We start from the raw sequence: 15,937 nt of genomic DNA, 5'->3' as shown, positions 1-15,937 counted from the left end.
CTGGCGGCGGGTCTTTGTATCTTTACCGTGGGTCGCGCGAGCGCTGGGGTTAAAGCTGCTCCTCGCTACGCGCGGTTAATACTTCAACCCCATCGCTGGTGACCGCCATAGTGTGCTCCCATTGTGCCGATAATCTACGGTCCCTGGTGATCGCGGTCCAGCCGTCGCCCAGGACGCGGGTAGCGGCCTTACCTGCATTGATCATCGGCTCGATAGTAAAGGTCATTCCTTCTTGCAGCACCTCGCCGGTGCCCGGCTGTCCGTAGTGCATGATTTGCGGTTCCTCGTGGAATACATCGCCGATACCGTGGCCACAGAAGTCGCGCACTACTGAGTAGTAGTTCTTCTCGGCATGCTGTTGAATGACGTGGCCGATATCACCGAGGGTGGTGCCGGGGCGCACGATCTGAATGGCTTTGTACATGCACTCCTGGGTCACGCGAACCAAGCGTTCAGCGTGTGCGGCAGGTTTGCCAACGAAGAACATTTTACTGGTGTCGCCAAACCAGCCGTCCTTAATAACGGTGACATCGATATTGATGATATCGCCCTTTTTCAGCACTTTGCTTTCTGCAGGTATACCGTGGCATACCACTTCGTTGACGGAGGTGCATATGGACTTCGGGAAACCGCGGTAGCCGAGGCAAGCGGGGATAGCCTTTTGCACATTGACGATGTGCTCGTGGCAGCGCCGGTCCAGTTCTTCCGTAGTGACGCCGGGAACGACATACTCACCAATCATCTCCAGGACCTCTGCAGCGAGGCGGCCTGCGATGCGCATCTTGGCAATTTGTTCCGGGGTCTTTATGGCTGAGGTCATGCGTGTCCTTAAGTCTGTAGGTTAAGGCGGGCCGCGCCCACCGCGGCGCGATATTGTAGCGGATTGCCGGCAGCTCGGCATAGTTCACCGGAGTCAACCAAATCGGGCCTGCTCAGCGAGGCCCTTGTGCACGCCAAATTGCTGCCTTTCCTTCACTCGGACCCGGGATTGTGGTATAAAGCGCGCCGCTCTGGGATGCTCCCGGGGTGAAAATGCCGCACACGCATCGGCACATGTGTCTGGGTGCCTCGAAAGGGGTTGACGCATGGGATGTGTGGAGGATTAACCCGTACATTTAGAGGTTTATTATGCCGCAAGTAAGTATGCGCGATATGCTGCAGGCTGGTGTTCATTTTGGTCACCAGACCCGCTACTGGAACCCGAAGATGGGTCAATACATCTTTGGTGCCCGCAACAAGATTCATATCATCAACCTGGAGCACACTGTACCGGCTTTCAACGAAGCCCTGCAGGTTGTCAAGGGGATGGCCGCTCAAAAGAAAAAGATTCTGTTTGTTGGCACCAAGCGCGCCGCACAGAAATCTATCAAAGAGCAGGCTGAGCGCTGTGGCCAGCCTTACGTCAGCAACCGCTGGCTGGGTGGTATGCTCACCAACTACAAAACCATCCGCGCTTCCATCAAGCGTTTCCGCGATCTCGAAGTTCAGTCCCAGGACGGTACTTTCGAGAAGCTGACCAAGAAAGAAGCCCTGATGCGTACTCGTACCATGGAGAAGCTTGAGCGCTCCATCGGTGGTATCAAGGACATGGGTGGCCTGCCCGACGCAATCTTCGTGATCGATGTTGAGCACGAGCGTATTGCTATCCAGGAAGCCAACAAGCTGGGTATTCCGGTAATTGGTGTTGTTGATACCAACAGCGACCCTATTGGTGTTGACTACGTGATCCCCGGTAACGACGACGCTATTCGCGCAATCAAACTGTACACTACTGTTGTAGCCGACGCGGTACTCGCCGGTGCAGCTGAAGCTGGTAGCGCAGTGAATAAAAATGAGTACGTCGAAGCTAGCGATGACGACGCTGCTGCAGAGTAATTTGCACGGCGAAGTGATGTGACTCAATAGTGTTGCATTGCGAACTCAAAAAGGGGCCCGAATCACGGCCCCTTTTTTCTAATTTTAAGTGACAGAACCTCGAGGAATGAATCATGGCGATTACCGCGTCAATGGTAAAAGAACTGCGCGAGCGCACCGGCCTGCCAATGATGGAGTGTAAGAAAGCACTCACCGCAGCGGATGGCGACATCGAGAAAGCGATTGAAGATCTGCGCAAAGCCTCCGGCCTGAAGGCTGCCAAGAAAGCTGGCCGTACTGCTGCTGATGGCGTTGTTGCTGCCAAAGTTGCTGAAGATGGCAGCTTCGGTGTTTTGGTTGAAGTGAATTCTGAGACTGACTTCGTTGCGCGCGACGAAAACTTCCAAGCTTTTGTTGCCAAGGTTGTAGAAAAGGCGTTTGCTGATCGTCAGCAAGACGTTGCTGCACTGATGGATGGTGAGCTGGAAACTGCTCGTGAAGCGCTGGTGCAGAAGATTGGCGAGAACATCGGTGTGCGTCGTATCCAGCTGGTTGAGGCTCCGGTTGTGGGTGCTTACGTACACTCCAACAATCGTATTGCAGCCATTGTGGCTCTGAGCGCTGGTGAGGTTGACTTGGCGAAAGATGTTGCCATGCACGTTACTGCGGTAAACCCCCAGGTGAACAAACCTGAAGATATGCCTGCGGACGTTCTGGAGAAAGAGAAGGACATCATCAAGGCTCAGCCTGATATGGAAGGCAAGCCTGCTGAAATCGTTGAGAAAATGATGGGTGGCCGCATCAAGAAGTTCTTGAAAGAGAACAGCTTGGTCGAGCAGCCGTTTGTTAAGAACCCCGATGTAAGTATTGGCAAACTGGTGAAAGACGCCGGTGCCGACGTAACTTCCTTCATTCGCTTTGAGGTGGGTGAAGGTATCGAGAAAGAAGAGGTGGATTTCGCAGCGGAAGTTGCCGCTCAGGTTAAGTCCTCTTCCTAATCGAAAATCACGGGTACCAGTTGGTGCTCGTTCGCAGTGGGGTGCTTCCGCCGGGTTATTAAATGGCTCTGGTGGAGCACCCCTCTGTGTAAATGACTGAAATTGTTGTAATGTTCGGCGGCAATACTTGGCCACTAAACAGGTACATTTGAGAGGACCGAAGCATGCCCGGTATTAAGGACCGCAAATATAAAAGAATTCTGCTAAAGCTCAGCGGCGAAGAGCTGATGGGCGATCAGGGCTTTGGTATCAGCCCCAAAGTGCTTGACAAGATGGCCCTGGAAATTGGCCAGCTTGTGGGTATTGGTGTGCAGGTGGGTCTGGTTGTGGGTGGAGGTAATCTGTTTCGCGGTGCGGCACTGAGCGCTGCGGGCCTCGATCGGGTAACTGGCGACCATATGGGGATGTTGGCCACAGTGATGAATGCCCTGGCTCTGCGCGATGCTCTGGAGAGGTCCAATATCTCCTCGCGGGTGATGTCCTCAATCCAGATGAGCGGTATCGTGGATCACTATGATCGTCGCGCGGCAATTCGCTACCTGGAGCGGGGTGAAGTGCTAATTTTTGCCGCGGGAACCGGCAACCCGTTTTTCACTACGGACTCTGCAGCCTGTTTGCGCGGGATTGAGATTGAGGCAGAGCTGGTACTGAAGGCCACAAAAGTAGACGGTGTTTACTCGGCTGATCCAGTGTTGGATCCGAGTGCGACCCGTTACGATCAGCTCACCTACGACGAGGTTCTGGATAAGAAGCTGGGTGTGATGGATTTAACCGCAATCTGCCTCTGCCGGGAACACAACATGCCCGTGCGGGTGTTCCGCATGGATAAGACCGGGGCGCTGCTCAATATTGTCGTGGGCGGTGTGGAAGGCACGCTAATCGAAGAGGAAGTGAAATCGTGATTGAAGATATCAAAAAAGACGCTAAGGCCCGCATGGGTAAGGCGCTTGACGCACTGGCTGGTAATTTCAATAAAATTCGTACTGGTCGTGCACACCCGAGTATTCTCGATGGTATCCATATTTCCTATTACGGTTCTGATACCCCTTTGTCCCAGGTAGCTAATGTCACTGTTGAAGATGCGCGCACTTTATCGGTAACGCCCTGGGAGAAAAACCTGGTTCCTGATATCGAAAAGGCGATCATGAAGTCTGACCTGGGTTTGAATCCCAGTACAGCAGGTGCGGTTATTCGCATTCCGATGCCAGCTCTGACGGAAGAGACCCGCAAGAATTTTATTCGTCAGGCCCGAGGTGAAGCCGAGACTGCGCGTGTATCAATTCGTAATATTCGCCGTGATTCGTTGGCGGAGGTTAAATCCCTGGTTAAGGACAAGGAAATCTCCGAGGATGATGAGCGCCGCGCTAGCGACGAGATCCAGAAAATTACGGATCAGTTTGTTGCTGGAGTCGATAATTCGCTCGCAGCCAAAGAAAAAGACTTGATGGAAATTTAATGAGTATCGGTGGTGCCCAGCTGAGTAGTTCCAGTCCCAGGCATATCGCCATAATTATGGATGGTAATGGCCGCTGGGCGGCCCGCAGGGGGCTATCACCCTCTGCGGGCCATAAGGCTGGGGTTGAGCGTATACGCGATCTCTTATCTGCATGCAGAGGGCGAGGGGTTGAGGCCCTGACACTTTTCGCCTTTTCCAGTGAGAACTGGCAACGGCCGCCTAAAGAAGTGGAGCTATTAATGAGTTTGTTCCACTCTTACTTGCGCAAAGAGGCCCGCCGTATGTGTGATGAGGGTGTACGGTTACGGGTGATAGGCAGGCGTGATCGTTTTTCGCCTCGATTGCAGCGCGCAATTGCGGAAGCAGAAGAGATTACCCGGCAGGGCCGGCAGGGTGACTTGGTTATTGCCGCCGATTATGGCGGGCGCTGGGATATCACTCAGGCGGCGCGCCAGCTGGCAAAACAAGTGGCCAGTGGCGAGCGCTCAGTCGACTCTATTGATGAGCAGGCTCTCGATAGTAATATGCAGCTTGCTGACTTGCCGCCGGTGGACCTGTTGATAAGATCCAGTGGCGAGCAGCGTATCAGTAATTTTATTCTCTGGCAGGCTGCTTACAGTGAACTCTACTTTACAGATACACTGTGGCCTGACTTTGATGAGGCCGCCCTGGATGCGGCAATTGCGGCATTTCAGCAGCGCGACCGCCGTTTTGGTGGTCGTACTGATGAAGGGAACACAGCTGCGCAGGCCTGATCGATATCGGGCCAGAAGCGCGGCTATTTTTTTGTCCGCGTAAAGTTTTTGGGAATATTTCGCCGGGGTATTCCAGGCTGCAATGTGATAGCAGGTTGGAAAGTAGGTCCAGATGAAAGGGGTTTTCGGTGCTAAAACAAAGAATAATTACTGCGCTGGTATTGCTGGTACTGTTTGCAGGAGTGTTATTTTTCCTCCCCATACAGTGGTACACGCTGGTTTTTGTCGCAGTGGTCTTGCTGGGTGGTTGGGAGTGGGCCAACCTATCTAATCTCAATCGTGCCCTGCGTTTCGTATTTCTGGCTCTTTTGGGCGGCACTCTTGTGCTTACAGCCCAGTATGTATTTTCCATGGAGTTCGGCTCACCGGATATAGATCGTGCTCGCCAGATATTGGCAGTGGCTTGCGGTTGGTGGGCGCTTGCTTTCCTCTGGGTGCAGAGCTATCCAGCGAGCGCCATGCTTTGGGGCAATCGTTGGGTACGGGGGATGGTGGGCCTGCTGGTTCTTGTTCCCAGTTGGCTCTCCCTGGTGATCCTGCGCGGGCTCGACCATGGAGCCTGGTTGGTTCTTTATGTCGTGGCTATTGTTGTGGCCGCCGATGTGGGTGCTTATTTTGTCGGGCGCAAATATGGCCGGCGCAAGCTCGCACGGGAGGTAAGTCCCGGCAAGTCCTGGGAGGGCTTTTTTGGAGGCCTTGGGGCTTGTCTGATTCTAGCGCTTGGGACTTCCTTCCTGTTTGAGTTGCCCCTGAAGAATACCCTTCTCTTTACTTTTGGTGTTTTAGTCACTGCCCTTGCCTCTGTGATCGGTGACTTACTGGAAAGTATGTTCAAGCGACACCGGGGTGTTAAAGACAGCAGTCACATATTGCCTGGGCATGGGGGCGTTATGGATAGGCTGGATAGTCTCTCTGCAGCGCTGCCGGTATTTACCATGGCTGCCCTTGCCAGTGAATTACCCAAGTACCTGTAACTGGCGCACCTGCCCTTTTTTATCAGTATTTCGGTTCTATCCCGCCTTGCCCGTGTCGTCGGAGATTGACGGTGCGGAAAGGCTGGTAGTGCCGGCAGTTTTCCAGGTATGAGAGCAACTATGCAAGGCAAGTCTCTACAAACTGTAACCGTTCTTGGTTCCACTGGCTCCATTGGTGTCAGTACGCTCGATGTGTTGGCCCGTCACCCCCAGCAGTATTCGGTGTTTGCCTTGACCGCTAATGAGCGTGTGGCTGAACTCGCTCAACAATGCCGCAAGTTTAACCCCCGCTACGCTGTGGTCACCAGCGAAGATAAGGGCGAGGAGTTGCGGGCTCTGCTGGCTGATGAGACGGATACTGAGGTCTTGTGTGGGCTTGAAGGGCTCTGTCGCGTGGGCTCTGCGGGTGAAGTGGATGTTGTCATGGCGGCTATTGTTGGTGCTGCCGGCCTGCGCCCAACACTGGCGGCTGTAGAGGCTGGTAAAAAGGTACTACTTGCCAATAAAGAAGCTCTGGTTATGGCCGGGCCTGTGTTTCTACAGGCTCTCCAGGCCAGTGGTGCGCAGTTACTGCCAATCGACAGCGAGCATAATGCGATTTTCCAGTGTTTGCCATACCCGTGTGCCAGCTTGGCGGATGCTGGCGTGGAGAAGATACTGCTCACCGGTTCCGGCGGCCCCTTTCGCACACGTGAGACTGGTGACCTGCATAAGGTGACACCTGATGAGGCTTGTGCGCACCCGAACTGGTCCATGGGGCGGAAGATCTCGGTCGACTCTGCCACCATGATGAACAAGGGGTTGGAATTTATTGAGGCCTGCTATCTGTTCGATGCGCACCCTGAGCAAATTGAGGTTGTGGTGCATCCGCAGAGTATTATCCACTCGATGGTCCAATACCGGGATGGCTCTCTGCTGGCACAGATGGGTAACCCGGATATGCGTACGCCAATAGCCCACGCATTGGCATTTCCTTCGCGTATTGATGCAGGAGTGCCGGCCCTGGACCTGATTGCGCAAGGGCGATTGGATTTTCAGACCCCTGATTACCGACGCTTCCCCTGCCTGCGCCTGGCTGAGGGCGCAATTGATGTGGGGGGGAGCGCTCCGACGGTGCTGAATGCGGCAAATGAAGTCGCTGTTGAGGCGTTTTTACAGGGACGGCTTGCATTTACTAGTATTGCAGCGGCTATAGAAAAAGTAATGAATAGCACCCCGGTTGTTGAACTGACAGGCCTGGACGTAGTCGAAGCCATTGATCTCAATGCGCGGGAGTTGGCCAAGCGGACCCTTGGAGGCCTGTAAATGGTCAGCAGGCGTATAATGCCGGGGTTTGTGCATGAAAAGAGACTGTAACTGAGCATGGATTTAATTCAGACGGTAATTTGGGCCCTAGTGGCTCTCGGTGTACTGGTATCCTTCCACGAGTTTGGACACTTCCTGGTGGCACGTCTCTGCGGAGTCAAGGTGTTGCGCTTTTCTGTGGGCTTTGGTCGCCGGCTTCTCTCCCGCTATGACCGTCATGGTACGGAATTTACTATTTCTGCTATTCCCCTTGGCGGTTACGTCAAAATGCTGGATGAGCGGGAAAGGGAGGTTCCCCCTAGTGAGTTGGACCAGGCTTTTAACCGCAAAAGTGTCTGGGCGCGCATGGCGATCGCCGCCGCCGGGCCTGCGGCCAATTTCCTATTGGCAATAGTGCTGTTTTGGGCAGTATTCATGGGGGGCACAGCTGGCCCGGTGCCTATCGTCGAGTCTGTGAAGCCCGACAGTATCGCCGAGGCAGCAGGGCTGGAGTCCGGTCAGGAGATAATTGCTGTCGATGGGGAGAGTACCCCAACTTGGCAGGCCCTGAATTGGCGTCTGGCCAACCGTTTAGGCGACAGTGGCAATATTGAGTTTTCTGTACGCTACCCTGACTCCAATCTCGAATACCACATGGTCGCGGATATAAATCGCTGGCTGTCGGGGCAGGAAGTACCGGACCCCTTGTCTGAGGTGGGACTGGAGCTCTGGACGCCACCGGTAAGTATGAAACTCTACAATGTGGCGAAAGGCAGTCCAGCCAGTGCCGCAGGAATCCGTGCCGGCGATCAAATAGTCGGTACTGATGGGCGAGTCTTTTCCGGCTGGGAAGAGTGGAGCGAATATGTCCGCGCCCGTGCCGGCGTACCTTTGGAGGTACAGGTTGAGCGTCAGGGACAGCGTTTGACGCTGTCGGTCACTCCCGCTGAAGTGGCACTGGATGATGGTAAGAGAATCGGCCGCATAGGAGTGAGCCCGATATCTGAATCCTGGCCCGAGGATCGCGTGCGGGTATTTCACTATGGAGTCGCGGGCGCTTTCTCCAAGGGCGTGCAGGAGACGTGGGATAAAACCCTATTCACCTTGAATAGTTTGAAAAAGTTGATATTTGGTCAACTTTCAACCAAAAACTTGAGTGGACCAATCACCATTGCTAAAGTGGCGGGTACTTCCGCAGAGCGGGGATGGCAGTCCTTCCTGTCATTATTGGCTCTGCTCAGTATCAGTCTCGGTGTACTCAATCTGTTACCCATTCCGGTACTCGATGGCGGTCACCTTCTTTACTACGGTATTGAAGCGATCAAGGGATCCCCTGTGTCAGAGCGGGTTCAGGTGCTTGGCTTGCAGGTGGGGATGGCCCTGGTGCTCTGCATTATGGGGCTCGCGTTATATAACGATATTTTACGCTTGTAATTTGAGAAAAATTCCGACTCCACGGATTAGGGGCGGAAAATTGTGCTGGGGGGTAGTGAGTACTCTTAAAGTGCTGAAGCTCCTGGATTGCAATTAATAGGGCCTGGAATTAGTAGATGAATTACTTCCTGAAAGTGGTTTTCCTCGGCCTGATGCTGGCACAGAGTGCCTTGGCACAGTCGTTCGTGGTCAACGATATCCGCGTGGAAGGATTGCAACGCGTCTCTGCGGGTACGGTTTTCTCAGCACTTCCGGTTCGGGTCGGCGACGAACTTGAAACGCGGGAAGTCCAGAGTGCGACCCGGGCACTGTTCCGCACCGGTTATTTTGAGGACATCCAGATAAGTCGTGAAAATGATGTTCTCGTTGTTACCCTAAGGGAGCGGCCAGCTATATCCAGCATCGAGATTAACGGAAATAAGGCGATTACCACTGAAGATCTGCTGAAAGGTATGGAGGAAAATGGTCTGGCTGAAGGGCGTATCTTTAAACGTGCGACTCTCGAAGGCTTGGCTCAGGAGCTTGAACGCCAGTATGTGGCCCAGGGCCGCTACGGTGCCAGTGTTAACACTGAGGTGAAGGAGTTGCCTCGAAACCAGGTTAATCTTCGTGTAATCGTTGATGAGGGCTCTGTTGCAGCGATTAAGCACATCAATATCGTCGGGAATAAGGCATTCTCCGATGAAGAGCTTAAAGAAATCTTTGAGTTGCAAACTACCGGTTGGTTGTCCTGGCTGCGTAGAGATGACAAGTATTCTCGTGAGAAATTGACCGGCGACCTGGAGCGCCTGCAATCTTACTACCTGGATCGTGGCTATTTGGGGTTTCAGATTGATTCTACTCAGGTATCTCTGAGCCCTGACAAGCGGAGTGTCTTTATTACAGTCAATGTGATTGAAGATGATGTTTATACAGTTAGTGGAGTGGAGTTGGCCGGTGACCCTGTAGTACCGGAGGAAGAGATCAGGCGCCTGTTGCTAGTAAGTGAAGGCCAGACGTTCTCTCAAGTGAAAATGGCCACGACTTCCGATTATATTGCCCAGCGTCTGGGTAATAAGGGTTACGCTTTTGCTGACGTAAGCGGTATTCCAGAAGCAGATAAAGATGAGAAGACAGTAAAAATTGTCTTCTTTATCAACCCGGGTAAGCGCGCTTATGTACGCCGTATCAGTTTCCGCGGAAACACCCGTACTGCGGATGAAGTTTTACGTCGTGAGTTGCGCCAGATGGAATCGGCTTTGGCCTCTTCCGCTCGTATTGAACAATCCAAAGTGCGTCTCGAGCGCCTTGGTTATGTCAAGGTCGTAGACGTTAAAACTGTTGAGGTACCTAGCACCTCAGACTAGATTGATATCGAATACACGTTAGAGGACCCCCCGGACTCTGGGGGAAACGGGGCACTAGTAGGTGCTGTAACTCCTGGATTGCGAATAAAAAGACCTGGAATTAGTAGATGAAAGATTTCCTGAAAGCGGCCTCCCTCGGCCTGGTGCTCCCACTGAGTGCCTTAGCACAGTCGTTCGTGGTCAACGATATCCGTGTGGAAGGGTTGCAGCGCGTCTCTGCCGGTACAGTTTTCTCTGCTCTACCCGTTAGGGTGGGTGATGAAATCGAGTCTGTGGAGATTCAAAGTGCAACCAGGGCATTGTTTCGTACTGGCTATTTCGAGGATATACAGATAGGCCGTGAAAACGGTGTCCTGGTCGTGACGGTACGGGAGCGCCCTGCTATCTCGAAAATTGAGATTAGCGGTAACAAGGCAATCTCCACTGAAGATCTGCTGAAAGGCATGCATGATAACGGCTTGTCGGAAGGGCAGATTTTTAAGCGCGCAACCCTGGAGGGCCTTGCTCAGGAGCTTGAGCGGCAATATGTTGCCCAGGGCCGCTATGGAGCCAGTGTCAAGACAGAAGTGAAGGAGCTGCCGCGAAACCAAGTAGAGCTTCGCGTGATTGTAGATGAGGGTTCGGTCGCTGCGATTAAGCACATCAATGTTGTCGGAAACAAGGCCTTCTCCGATGAGGAGCTGGCGGAGATTTTTGAGCTGCAGACAACCGGTTGGTTATCCTGGTTGCGCAGCGATGACAAATACTCTCGCGAGAAACTGACCGGTGACTTGGAGCGCTTGGAGTCCTATTACCTCGATCGTGGCTATCTTGATTTCCAAATTGATTCGACCCAGGTCTCCCTGAGCCCGGATAAGCAGAGTGTTTTCATTACTGTTAACGTGATTGAAGGCGATGTTTATACGGTCAGTGAAGTGGACCTTGCAGGTGACCCTGTCGTGGGAGAGGAGGAAATCAAGCGCCTGCTCCTGGTGCGGGAAGGGCAAACATTCTCTCAGGTGAGGATGACAACAACTTCCGACTATATTACCAAGCGCCTCGGTAATGAGGGCTACACCTTCGCCGAAGTGAATGGTATTCCCGAGCCAAATAAAGAAGAGAAAACGGTAAAAATCACCTTCTTTATTAACCCTGGCAAGAGAGCCTATGTTCGCCGCATCAGTTTCCGCGGAAACACCCGCACCGAGGACGAGGTTTTGCGTCGTGAGTTGCGCCAGATGGAATCGGCTTCAGCTTCCTCTGCTCGCATCGAGCAATCCAAAGTACGCCTTGAGCGCCTCGGTTATTTCAAGGGCGTAGAAGTGGAGACTACTGAGGTACCAGGCACTTCAGACCAGATTGATGTGGAATATACCGTTGAGGAACAGCCCTCTGGTTCTATTGGCGGTACTCTTGGCTGGGCCCAGAGTAGCGGGCTTGTGCTCGGTGCTAATATTCAGGAAAACAACTGGTTGGGTTCCGGTAAAGCGGTAGGTATCGGGCTCAATGTGTCAACCTATCAGACTGCGCTCAACTTCTCCTATTCTGATCCTTATTTTACACCGGATGGTGTTAGTCGCGGGTTTAATGTTTTCTATCGGGAAAACGACTATTCAGAGGTAAATCTTTCTGACTATAACACCACGACTTACGGTGGTGGGGTTAGCTTTGGCTATCCGGTTTCTGAAATTTCCCGAGTAGGGTTGAATGTAGGCTTTAGTCATCTTGAGTTGTCAGCTTCAAGCAGTTCAGTACAGGAAATCAGTTCCACTCCCGAGCCAGTTGGTTTGACCGGAACTATTACTGCTGCTGAGGCGGATGAGATAGTTGCTGCGTTGAACTCAGATGAAACTTTAGATCTTGCAATGCCACTTACCGATGGCTTGTTTAATGCTAATGGTTTTATCGATCGTTATGGGGATGCATTCAATAACCTGAGCTTAACGGCCTCCTATGCTCGCTCAACCTTGAACCGTGGGATTTTGGCTACTAGGGGCGCATCTCAGAATTTATCAGCAGAATTTACCGTCCCCGGTAGTGACCTGGAGTATTACAAATTTATTTATACTGGTCAGTACTTTCGTCCCTTGACAAAGAGCTTGACTTTGCGGCTGCGGACCCGCCTTGGGTACGGAGATGGCTATGGTGATCTTGATAAGCTTCCCTTCTTTGAAAATTTTTATGCGGGTGGTTTTGGCTCAGTGCGAGGATTTGAGCGCAATACCTTAGGGCCTAGGTCTACTTCTGCTGCCAGTTACCAACCTTTTACGTACGAAGATGAAGACGAAGAATTTGTTTCTGGGTTTGCCCCATGTGCAACAGAAAATGGAGAGATTACAGAAACATGTTATTTGGTTAACGATGATGGCACTTTGGCTACAGAGGCGATCGATAATAAGCCTGACCCCTTCGGCGGCAATATCTTAATAGAAGGTAGCGCCGAAATTATCTTCCCTTTACCTTTCATTAAGGATCAGCGCTCCCTGCAGTCGGCCTTCTTTATTGATGCAGGTAATGTCTTCGACACCAGTTGCGACGAAACCCAGCTCAATTGTTACGATGTAGATTTTGGCAAAATGAATGTTTCTGCTGGTATAGGCTTGACTTGGGTGACAGGCTTTGGCCCACTGACTTTCAGTTTGGCGAAAGCCCTGAAGAAAAATGAGGATGATGATGTGGAAGTGTTCCAGTTCACCCTGGGTAACAGCTTCTGATTTCATTGAGAATAACCTTATTAGGCGCAATGAAGGCGCAAAAAATATAATCAATTGGAGAGACCAAAGTGCTTAAGAATGTAAAAGTTATTGCAATCCTGTTCGCGGGTATAGCTTTATCCGGTACTGCCTTCGCGCAGACTAAGGTGGCAGTATTTAACTTGCAGGCTGCGATCATGAGCACCGAAGTGGCCAAAACAAAAGTTAATTCTTTGAAGACCAGCTCCGAATATTCCAAGCTGCAAAGCAGCGCAGAGTCCATTCGTTCTGAGCTGCAGAAAATGGCTGAGGATGGTCAGAAAAATAGTGTGACTTGGTCAGATGAGCAGAAAACCGAGTACCAGCGCAAAATGAATTTCAAGCGTTCAGATTTTGAGACTACGGTTAAGAAACTGCGCGCTCTAGAGGCCCAGGTAGGTCAGGAAATCCAGGGTTCCCTCGGACCTAAGGCCAAGACGGCGCTGGAAGCGATTATTAAAGAGCAGAATTTGGATTTGGTCCTGGATGCCTCCACTGCTTATTTCGCCAACCCTCAGGTTAACCTGACCGAGGCTGTTGTAAAGCGTATGAATGCAGATAAGTAAGCAATAGCCCTATATGAGACACAATTTGTCCCTGACCCAGCTCGCAAAAGAGCTGGGCGCCGACTTGCGCCTGGCGCCAGGCGTTGATCCAGCCCTAGAGATTACCGGCCTTAATACCCTGCAGGATGCCACCTCTGAACAGTTGACCTTCCTGGCAAACCCCAGTTACCGCCGCTTCCTCAGCGCTACTGAAGCTGGGGCGGTATTGGTCACCGGGGAGTTTGCTGCTGAATGTCCAGTTTCCACCCTGTGCGTGGATAACCCCTACTTAGCCTTTGCTCGTGCAAGTGCCCTGTTTAATACCGCTCCAGAGGCTGAATCAGGTGTACATCCAGCTGCAGTGATTCACCCTAAAGCTACAGTGGATCCTACGGCCAGTGTGGCCGCAGGTGCTGTTGTCGAGGCTTTTGCAATAATTGGCCCTCGCACTGTAGTTGGGGCCAATTGTTTTGTGGGAGAGGGGAGCACCCTGGGGGAGGGAAGCTGCCTGTATGCTGGCGCTATTGTGCATCACGGCTGTCAGATTGGGCGCAACTGTATTATTCACAGTCAAGTCGTGGTCGGTGCTGATGGTTTTGGATTTGCCCCTCACAAGGGTAAGTGGATTAAGATCTACCAGCTTGGCGGGGTGGAAATTGGCGATGAAGTTGAAATTGGAGCCAATACCTGTATCGATCGTGGGGCATTAGGCGACACGGTGGTTGGGCGCGGTGTCAAGATCGACAATCTGGTCCAAATCGCGCACAATGTGCATATTGGTGACTACTCAGCCATTGCTGCGTGTACCGGCATAGCTGGCAGTGCAATCATTGGTAAGAATTGTGCCCTGGGCGGCAGCTCGCGTATTGCAGGACATGTGACAATTGTTGATGGCTGCCAAGTTACCGCCAATACTTTTGTGACCAAATCCATTGAAAGTCCTGGTATCTATTCCGGTGGTTTGCCTTTTTCCGACAGCCAGACCTGGCGCCGTAACGCGGTGCGTTTCGGGCAGTTGGATAAAATGGCTCGAAGGCTAAAGGATTTGGAGAAACAGTTGGAGGACTTGTCCCGCCGAAATGGCCAGGACGAGTGAGCCAGCTGAAATCGAGATAATCAAATTTTGTTTTTGTTGTTTTCGGGGCGTTTAACGCCCCGAAGTGGTTTCTGGGGGCATTTGGAATGATGGATGTATGTGAAATACGCGAGTACCTACCACACCGCTATCCATTTTTATTGGTAGATCGGATTGTGGAGCTCGAGGAAGGGAAATATATCAAGGGTTATAAAAACATCTCCGTGAATGAAGAGATCTTTAACGGTCACTTTCCACAGATGCCGATCTTTCCCGGTGTTATGATCGTTGAATCTATGGCACAGGTGTCTGGGATATTAGGTTTTAAGACTTTTGGCAAAAAGCCTGAAGATGGCTATCTATACCTGTTTGGTGGTGTGGACAAGGCGCGTTTTAAGCGTCAGGTAATTCCAGGTGATCGCCTGGATCTGGAATCTGAGGCTGTTTCCGTGCGCCGTAATATCTGGAAATTCTCCTGTAAGGCCAGCGTAGATGGTGAGTTGGCAGCCTCCGCGGAACTGCTGTGTGCAGTGAAAAAGGTGTAGCTTCCCTGTTTTGCTATTTATTTGATGTTGTAGCGCCGGATGTGTCGCTACCTGAGGAGTAGATTCCAGAATGCAGACAAATATCCACCCCACAGCTATTGTCGATCCGACGGCAGTTATCGGTTCCGGGGTGAGTATCGGGGCCTATTCTATTATTGGAGCCGGTGTTGAAGTTGGTGATGCCTGTGATATCGCATCGCATGTAGTTTTAAGTGGCCCAACCAGGCTCGGAAAAAATAATCGGATCTACCAGTTTTCCTCTGTAGGTCAGGATACGCCGGATAAGAAGTACCAGGGTGAGGATACCACCCTGGTTATTGGGGATAACAATGTTATTCGCGAGGGTGTAACCATTCACCGCGGTACTGTGCAGGACCGCGGGGAGACAACGATCGGCAATGATAACCTGATTATGGCTTATGCACACATCGGTCACGATAGCGTTGTCGGCAACCACACTATATTGGTCAACAATGTTGGGCTTGCTGGCCATGTGATTGTTAAGGACTGGGCGATTTTGAGTGGCTACAGCCTGGTGCACCAGAATTGCACTATTGGCGAGCATGCTTTTCTGGGCATGGGTGCGGCTATTGGTAAAGATGTCCCCGCTTATGTCATGGTTGCTGGCAATCCGGCAGAAGCGAAGACGATCAATACTGAAGGGTTGCGTCGTCGTGGTTTTTCCCGTGAGGATATCTCATTGATCAATAGAGCCTACAAAACAGTCTATAGGCGTGGCCTCACCCTGCAGGAGGCCCTTCAGGCCCTGGCGGAGTTGCGCGAGCAATCCCCGGTGATCCAGCCATGGATTGACTCCCTACAGAATTCTTCCCGTGGCATTGTCCGATAGCCGCAATTGCTTTTGGGGAGGGCAGATATTTTGCACTTCCCGAAATAGTCTTTGGTAACTTTCACGATTTATACGAACACAGAGTTACTTCCGCTCAGGAGGAATTTTTA

Annotated in this window: 14 protein-coding genes and 1 pseudogene; 14 read left to right on the top strand and 1 reads right to left on the bottom strand. The window is 51.9% G+C overall.

Annotation, left to right across the window (positions count from 1 at the left end):
• Positions 1–49 precede the first annotated feature (49 nt).
• Positions 50–820: a type I methionyl aminopeptidase gene (gene map / locus GL2_RS00490; RefSeq protein WP_143728791.1), complete on the bottom strand. Its 771-nt coding sequence runs from the start codon at positions 818–820 to the stop codon at positions 50–52.
• A 308-nt stretch (positions 821–1,128) separates the two neighbouring features.
• On the opposite strand from map, the gene rpsB reads away from it, so the two are divergent.
• The 14 genes and pseudogenes from rpsB to lpxA all read left to right on the top strand — a co-directional run bounded on the left by rpsB (position 1,129) and on the right by lpxA (position 15,827).
• Complete coding sequence (gene rpsB, locus GL2_RS00485; protein WP_143728790.1) at positions 1,129–1,875, top strand: 30S ribosomal protein S2; 747 nt, start codon at positions 1,129–1,131, stop codon at positions 1,873–1,875.
• Positions 1,876–1,988: 113 nt separating this feature from the next.
• Positions 1,989–2,852 carry a translation elongation factor Ts gene (gene tsf, locus GL2_RS00480; protein ID WP_143728789.1) on the top strand — a complete coding sequence of 288 codons (864 nt, stop codon included), beginning with the start codon at positions 1,989–1,991 and terminating at the stop codon, positions 2,850–2,852.
• Positions 2,853–3,016: 164 nt separating this feature from the next.
• Positions 3,017–3,754, top strand: a complete 738-nt coding sequence (gene pyrH / locus GL2_RS00475; RefSeq protein WP_143728788.1) for a UMP kinase — start codon at positions 3,017–3,019, stop codon at positions 3,752–3,754.
• Positions 3,751–4,308, top strand: coding sequence for a ribosome recycling factor (gene frr, locus GL2_RS00470; protein WP_143728787.1), 558 nt, complete (start codon positions 3,751–3,753; stop codon positions 4,306–4,308). The genes pyrH and frr overlap by 4 nt, the downstream gene beginning before the upstream one ends.
• Positions 4,308–5,063, top strand: a complete 756-nt coding sequence (gene uppS, locus GL2_RS00465) for a polyprenyl diphosphate synthase (protein WP_143728786.1) — start codon at positions 4,308–4,310, stop codon at positions 5,061–5,063. The genes frr and uppS overlap by 1 nt, the downstream gene beginning before the upstream one ends.
• A 128-nt stretch (positions 5,064–5,191) precedes the next feature.
• Entirely contained in the window at positions 5,192–6,037 is an 846-nt protein-coding gene (locus GL2_RS00460; protein WP_143728785.1) for a phosphatidate cytidylyltransferase, read from the top strand.
• 120 nt (positions 6,038–6,157) lie between these two features.
• Positions 6,158–7,342: a 1-deoxy-D-xylulose-5-phosphate reductoisomerase gene (ispC, locus tag GL2_RS00455; protein WP_143728784.1), complete on the top strand. Its 1,185-nt coding sequence runs from the start codon at positions 6,158–6,160 to the stop codon at positions 7,340–7,342.
• A 57-nt stretch (positions 7,343–7,399) separates the two neighbouring features.
• Positions 7,400–8,755: an RIP metalloprotease RseP gene (gene rseP, locus GL2_RS00450; RefSeq protein WP_143728783.1), complete on the top strand. Its 1,356-nt coding sequence runs from the start codon at positions 7,400–7,402 to the stop codon at positions 8,753–8,755.
• A 116-nt stretch (positions 8,756–8,871) separates the two neighbouring features.
• Positions 8,872–10,164 (top strand): annotated as a pseudogene (gene bamA, locus GL2_RS00445) (outer membrane protein assembly factor BamA); the annotation flags it as partial.
• Between the two features lie 44 nt (positions 10,165–10,208).
• On the top strand, positions 10,209–12,794 hold the full coding sequence (gene bamA / locus GL2_RS00440) for an outer membrane protein assembly factor BamA (RefSeq protein ID WP_143728781.1): 2,586 nt from the start codon (positions 10,209–10,211) through the stop codon (positions 12,792–12,794).
• A gap of 68 nt (positions 12,795–12,862) precedes the next feature.
• On the top strand, positions 12,863–13,378 hold the full coding sequence (locus tag GL2_RS00435; RefSeq protein WP_143728780.1) for an OmpH family outer membrane protein: 516 nt from the start codon (positions 12,863–12,865) through the stop codon (positions 13,376–13,378).
• A 13-nt stretch (positions 13,379–13,391) separates the two neighbouring features.
• A complete protein-coding gene (lpxD, locus tag GL2_RS00430; RefSeq protein WP_172621012.1) occupies positions 13,392–14,453 on the top strand; it encodes a UDP-3-O-(3-hydroxymyristoyl)glucosamine N-acyltransferase in 1,062 nt (353 codons plus the stop codon).
• An 86-nt stretch (positions 14,454–14,539) separates the two neighbouring features.
• Positions 14,540–14,977: a 3-hydroxyacyl-ACP dehydratase FabZ gene (gene fabZ, locus GL2_RS00425; RefSeq protein ID WP_143728779.1), complete on the top strand. Its 438-nt coding sequence runs from the start codon at positions 14,540–14,542 to the stop codon at positions 14,975–14,977.
• Positions 14,978–15,047: 70 nt separating this feature from the next.
• The gene (lpxA, locus tag GL2_RS00420) at positions 15,048–15,827 is read left to right on the top strand and encodes an acyl-ACP--UDP-N-acetylglucosamine O-acyltransferase (protein ID WP_143728778.1); all 780 of its coding nucleotides are present in this window, start codon (positions 15,048–15,050) and stop codon (positions 15,825–15,827) included.
• Positions 15,828–15,937 lie beyond the last annotated feature (110 nt).

The sequence above is a fragment of the Microbulbifer sp. GL-2 genome, from assembly GCF_007183175.1.
GTDB lineage: Bacteria > Pseudomonadota > Gammaproteobacteria > Pseudomonadales > Cellvibrionaceae > Microbulbifer.
This window is presented reverse-complemented; position numbering and strand designations above follow the sequence as displayed.

What these genes read in the sequence shown, in the direction of transcription:
- map (WP_143728791.1), bottom strand. Translation starts at nt 820, where the DNA reads ATGACCTCAGCCATAAAGACCCCGGAACAAATTGCCAAGATGCGCATC.
- pyrH (WP_143728788.1), top strand. Translation starts at nt 3,017, where the DNA reads ATGCCCGGTATTAAGGACCGCAAATATAAAAGAATTCTGCTAAAGCTC.
- uppS (WP_143728786.1), top strand. Translation starts at nt 4,308, where the DNA reads ATGAGTATCGGTGGTGCCCAGCTGAGTAGTTCCAGTCCCAGGCATATC.
- rseP (WP_143728783.1), top strand. Translation starts at nt 7,400, where the DNA reads ATGGATTTAATTCAGACGGTAATTTGGGCCCTAGTGGCTCTCGGTGTA.
- fabZ (WP_143728779.1), top strand. Translation starts at nt 14,540, where the DNA reads ATGATGGATGTATGTGAAATACGCGAGTACCTACCACACCGCTATCCA.
- bamA (WP_143728781.1), top strand. Translation starts at nt 10,209, where the DNA reads ATGAAAGATTTCCTGAAAGCGGCCTCCCTCGGCCTGGTGCTCCCACTG.
- ispC (WP_143728784.1), top strand. Translation starts at nt 6,158, where the DNA reads ATGCAAGGCAAGTCTCTACAAACTGTAACCGTTCTTGGTTCCACTGGC.
- lpxA (WP_143728778.1), top strand. Translation starts at nt 15,048, where the DNA reads ATGCAGACAAATATCCACCCCACAGCTATTGTCGATCCGACGGCAGTT.
- lpxD (WP_172621012.1), top strand. Translation starts at nt 13,392, where the DNA reads ATGAGACACAATTTGTCCCTGACCCAGCTCGCAAAAGAGCTGGGCGCC.
- tsf (WP_143728789.1), top strand. Translation starts at nt 1,989, where the DNA reads ATGGCGATTACCGCGTCAATGGTAAAAGAACTGCGCGAGCGCACCGGC.
- rpsB (WP_143728790.1), top strand. Translation starts at nt 1,129, where the DNA reads ATGCCGCAAGTAAGTATGCGCGATATGCTGCAGGCTGGTGTTCATTTT.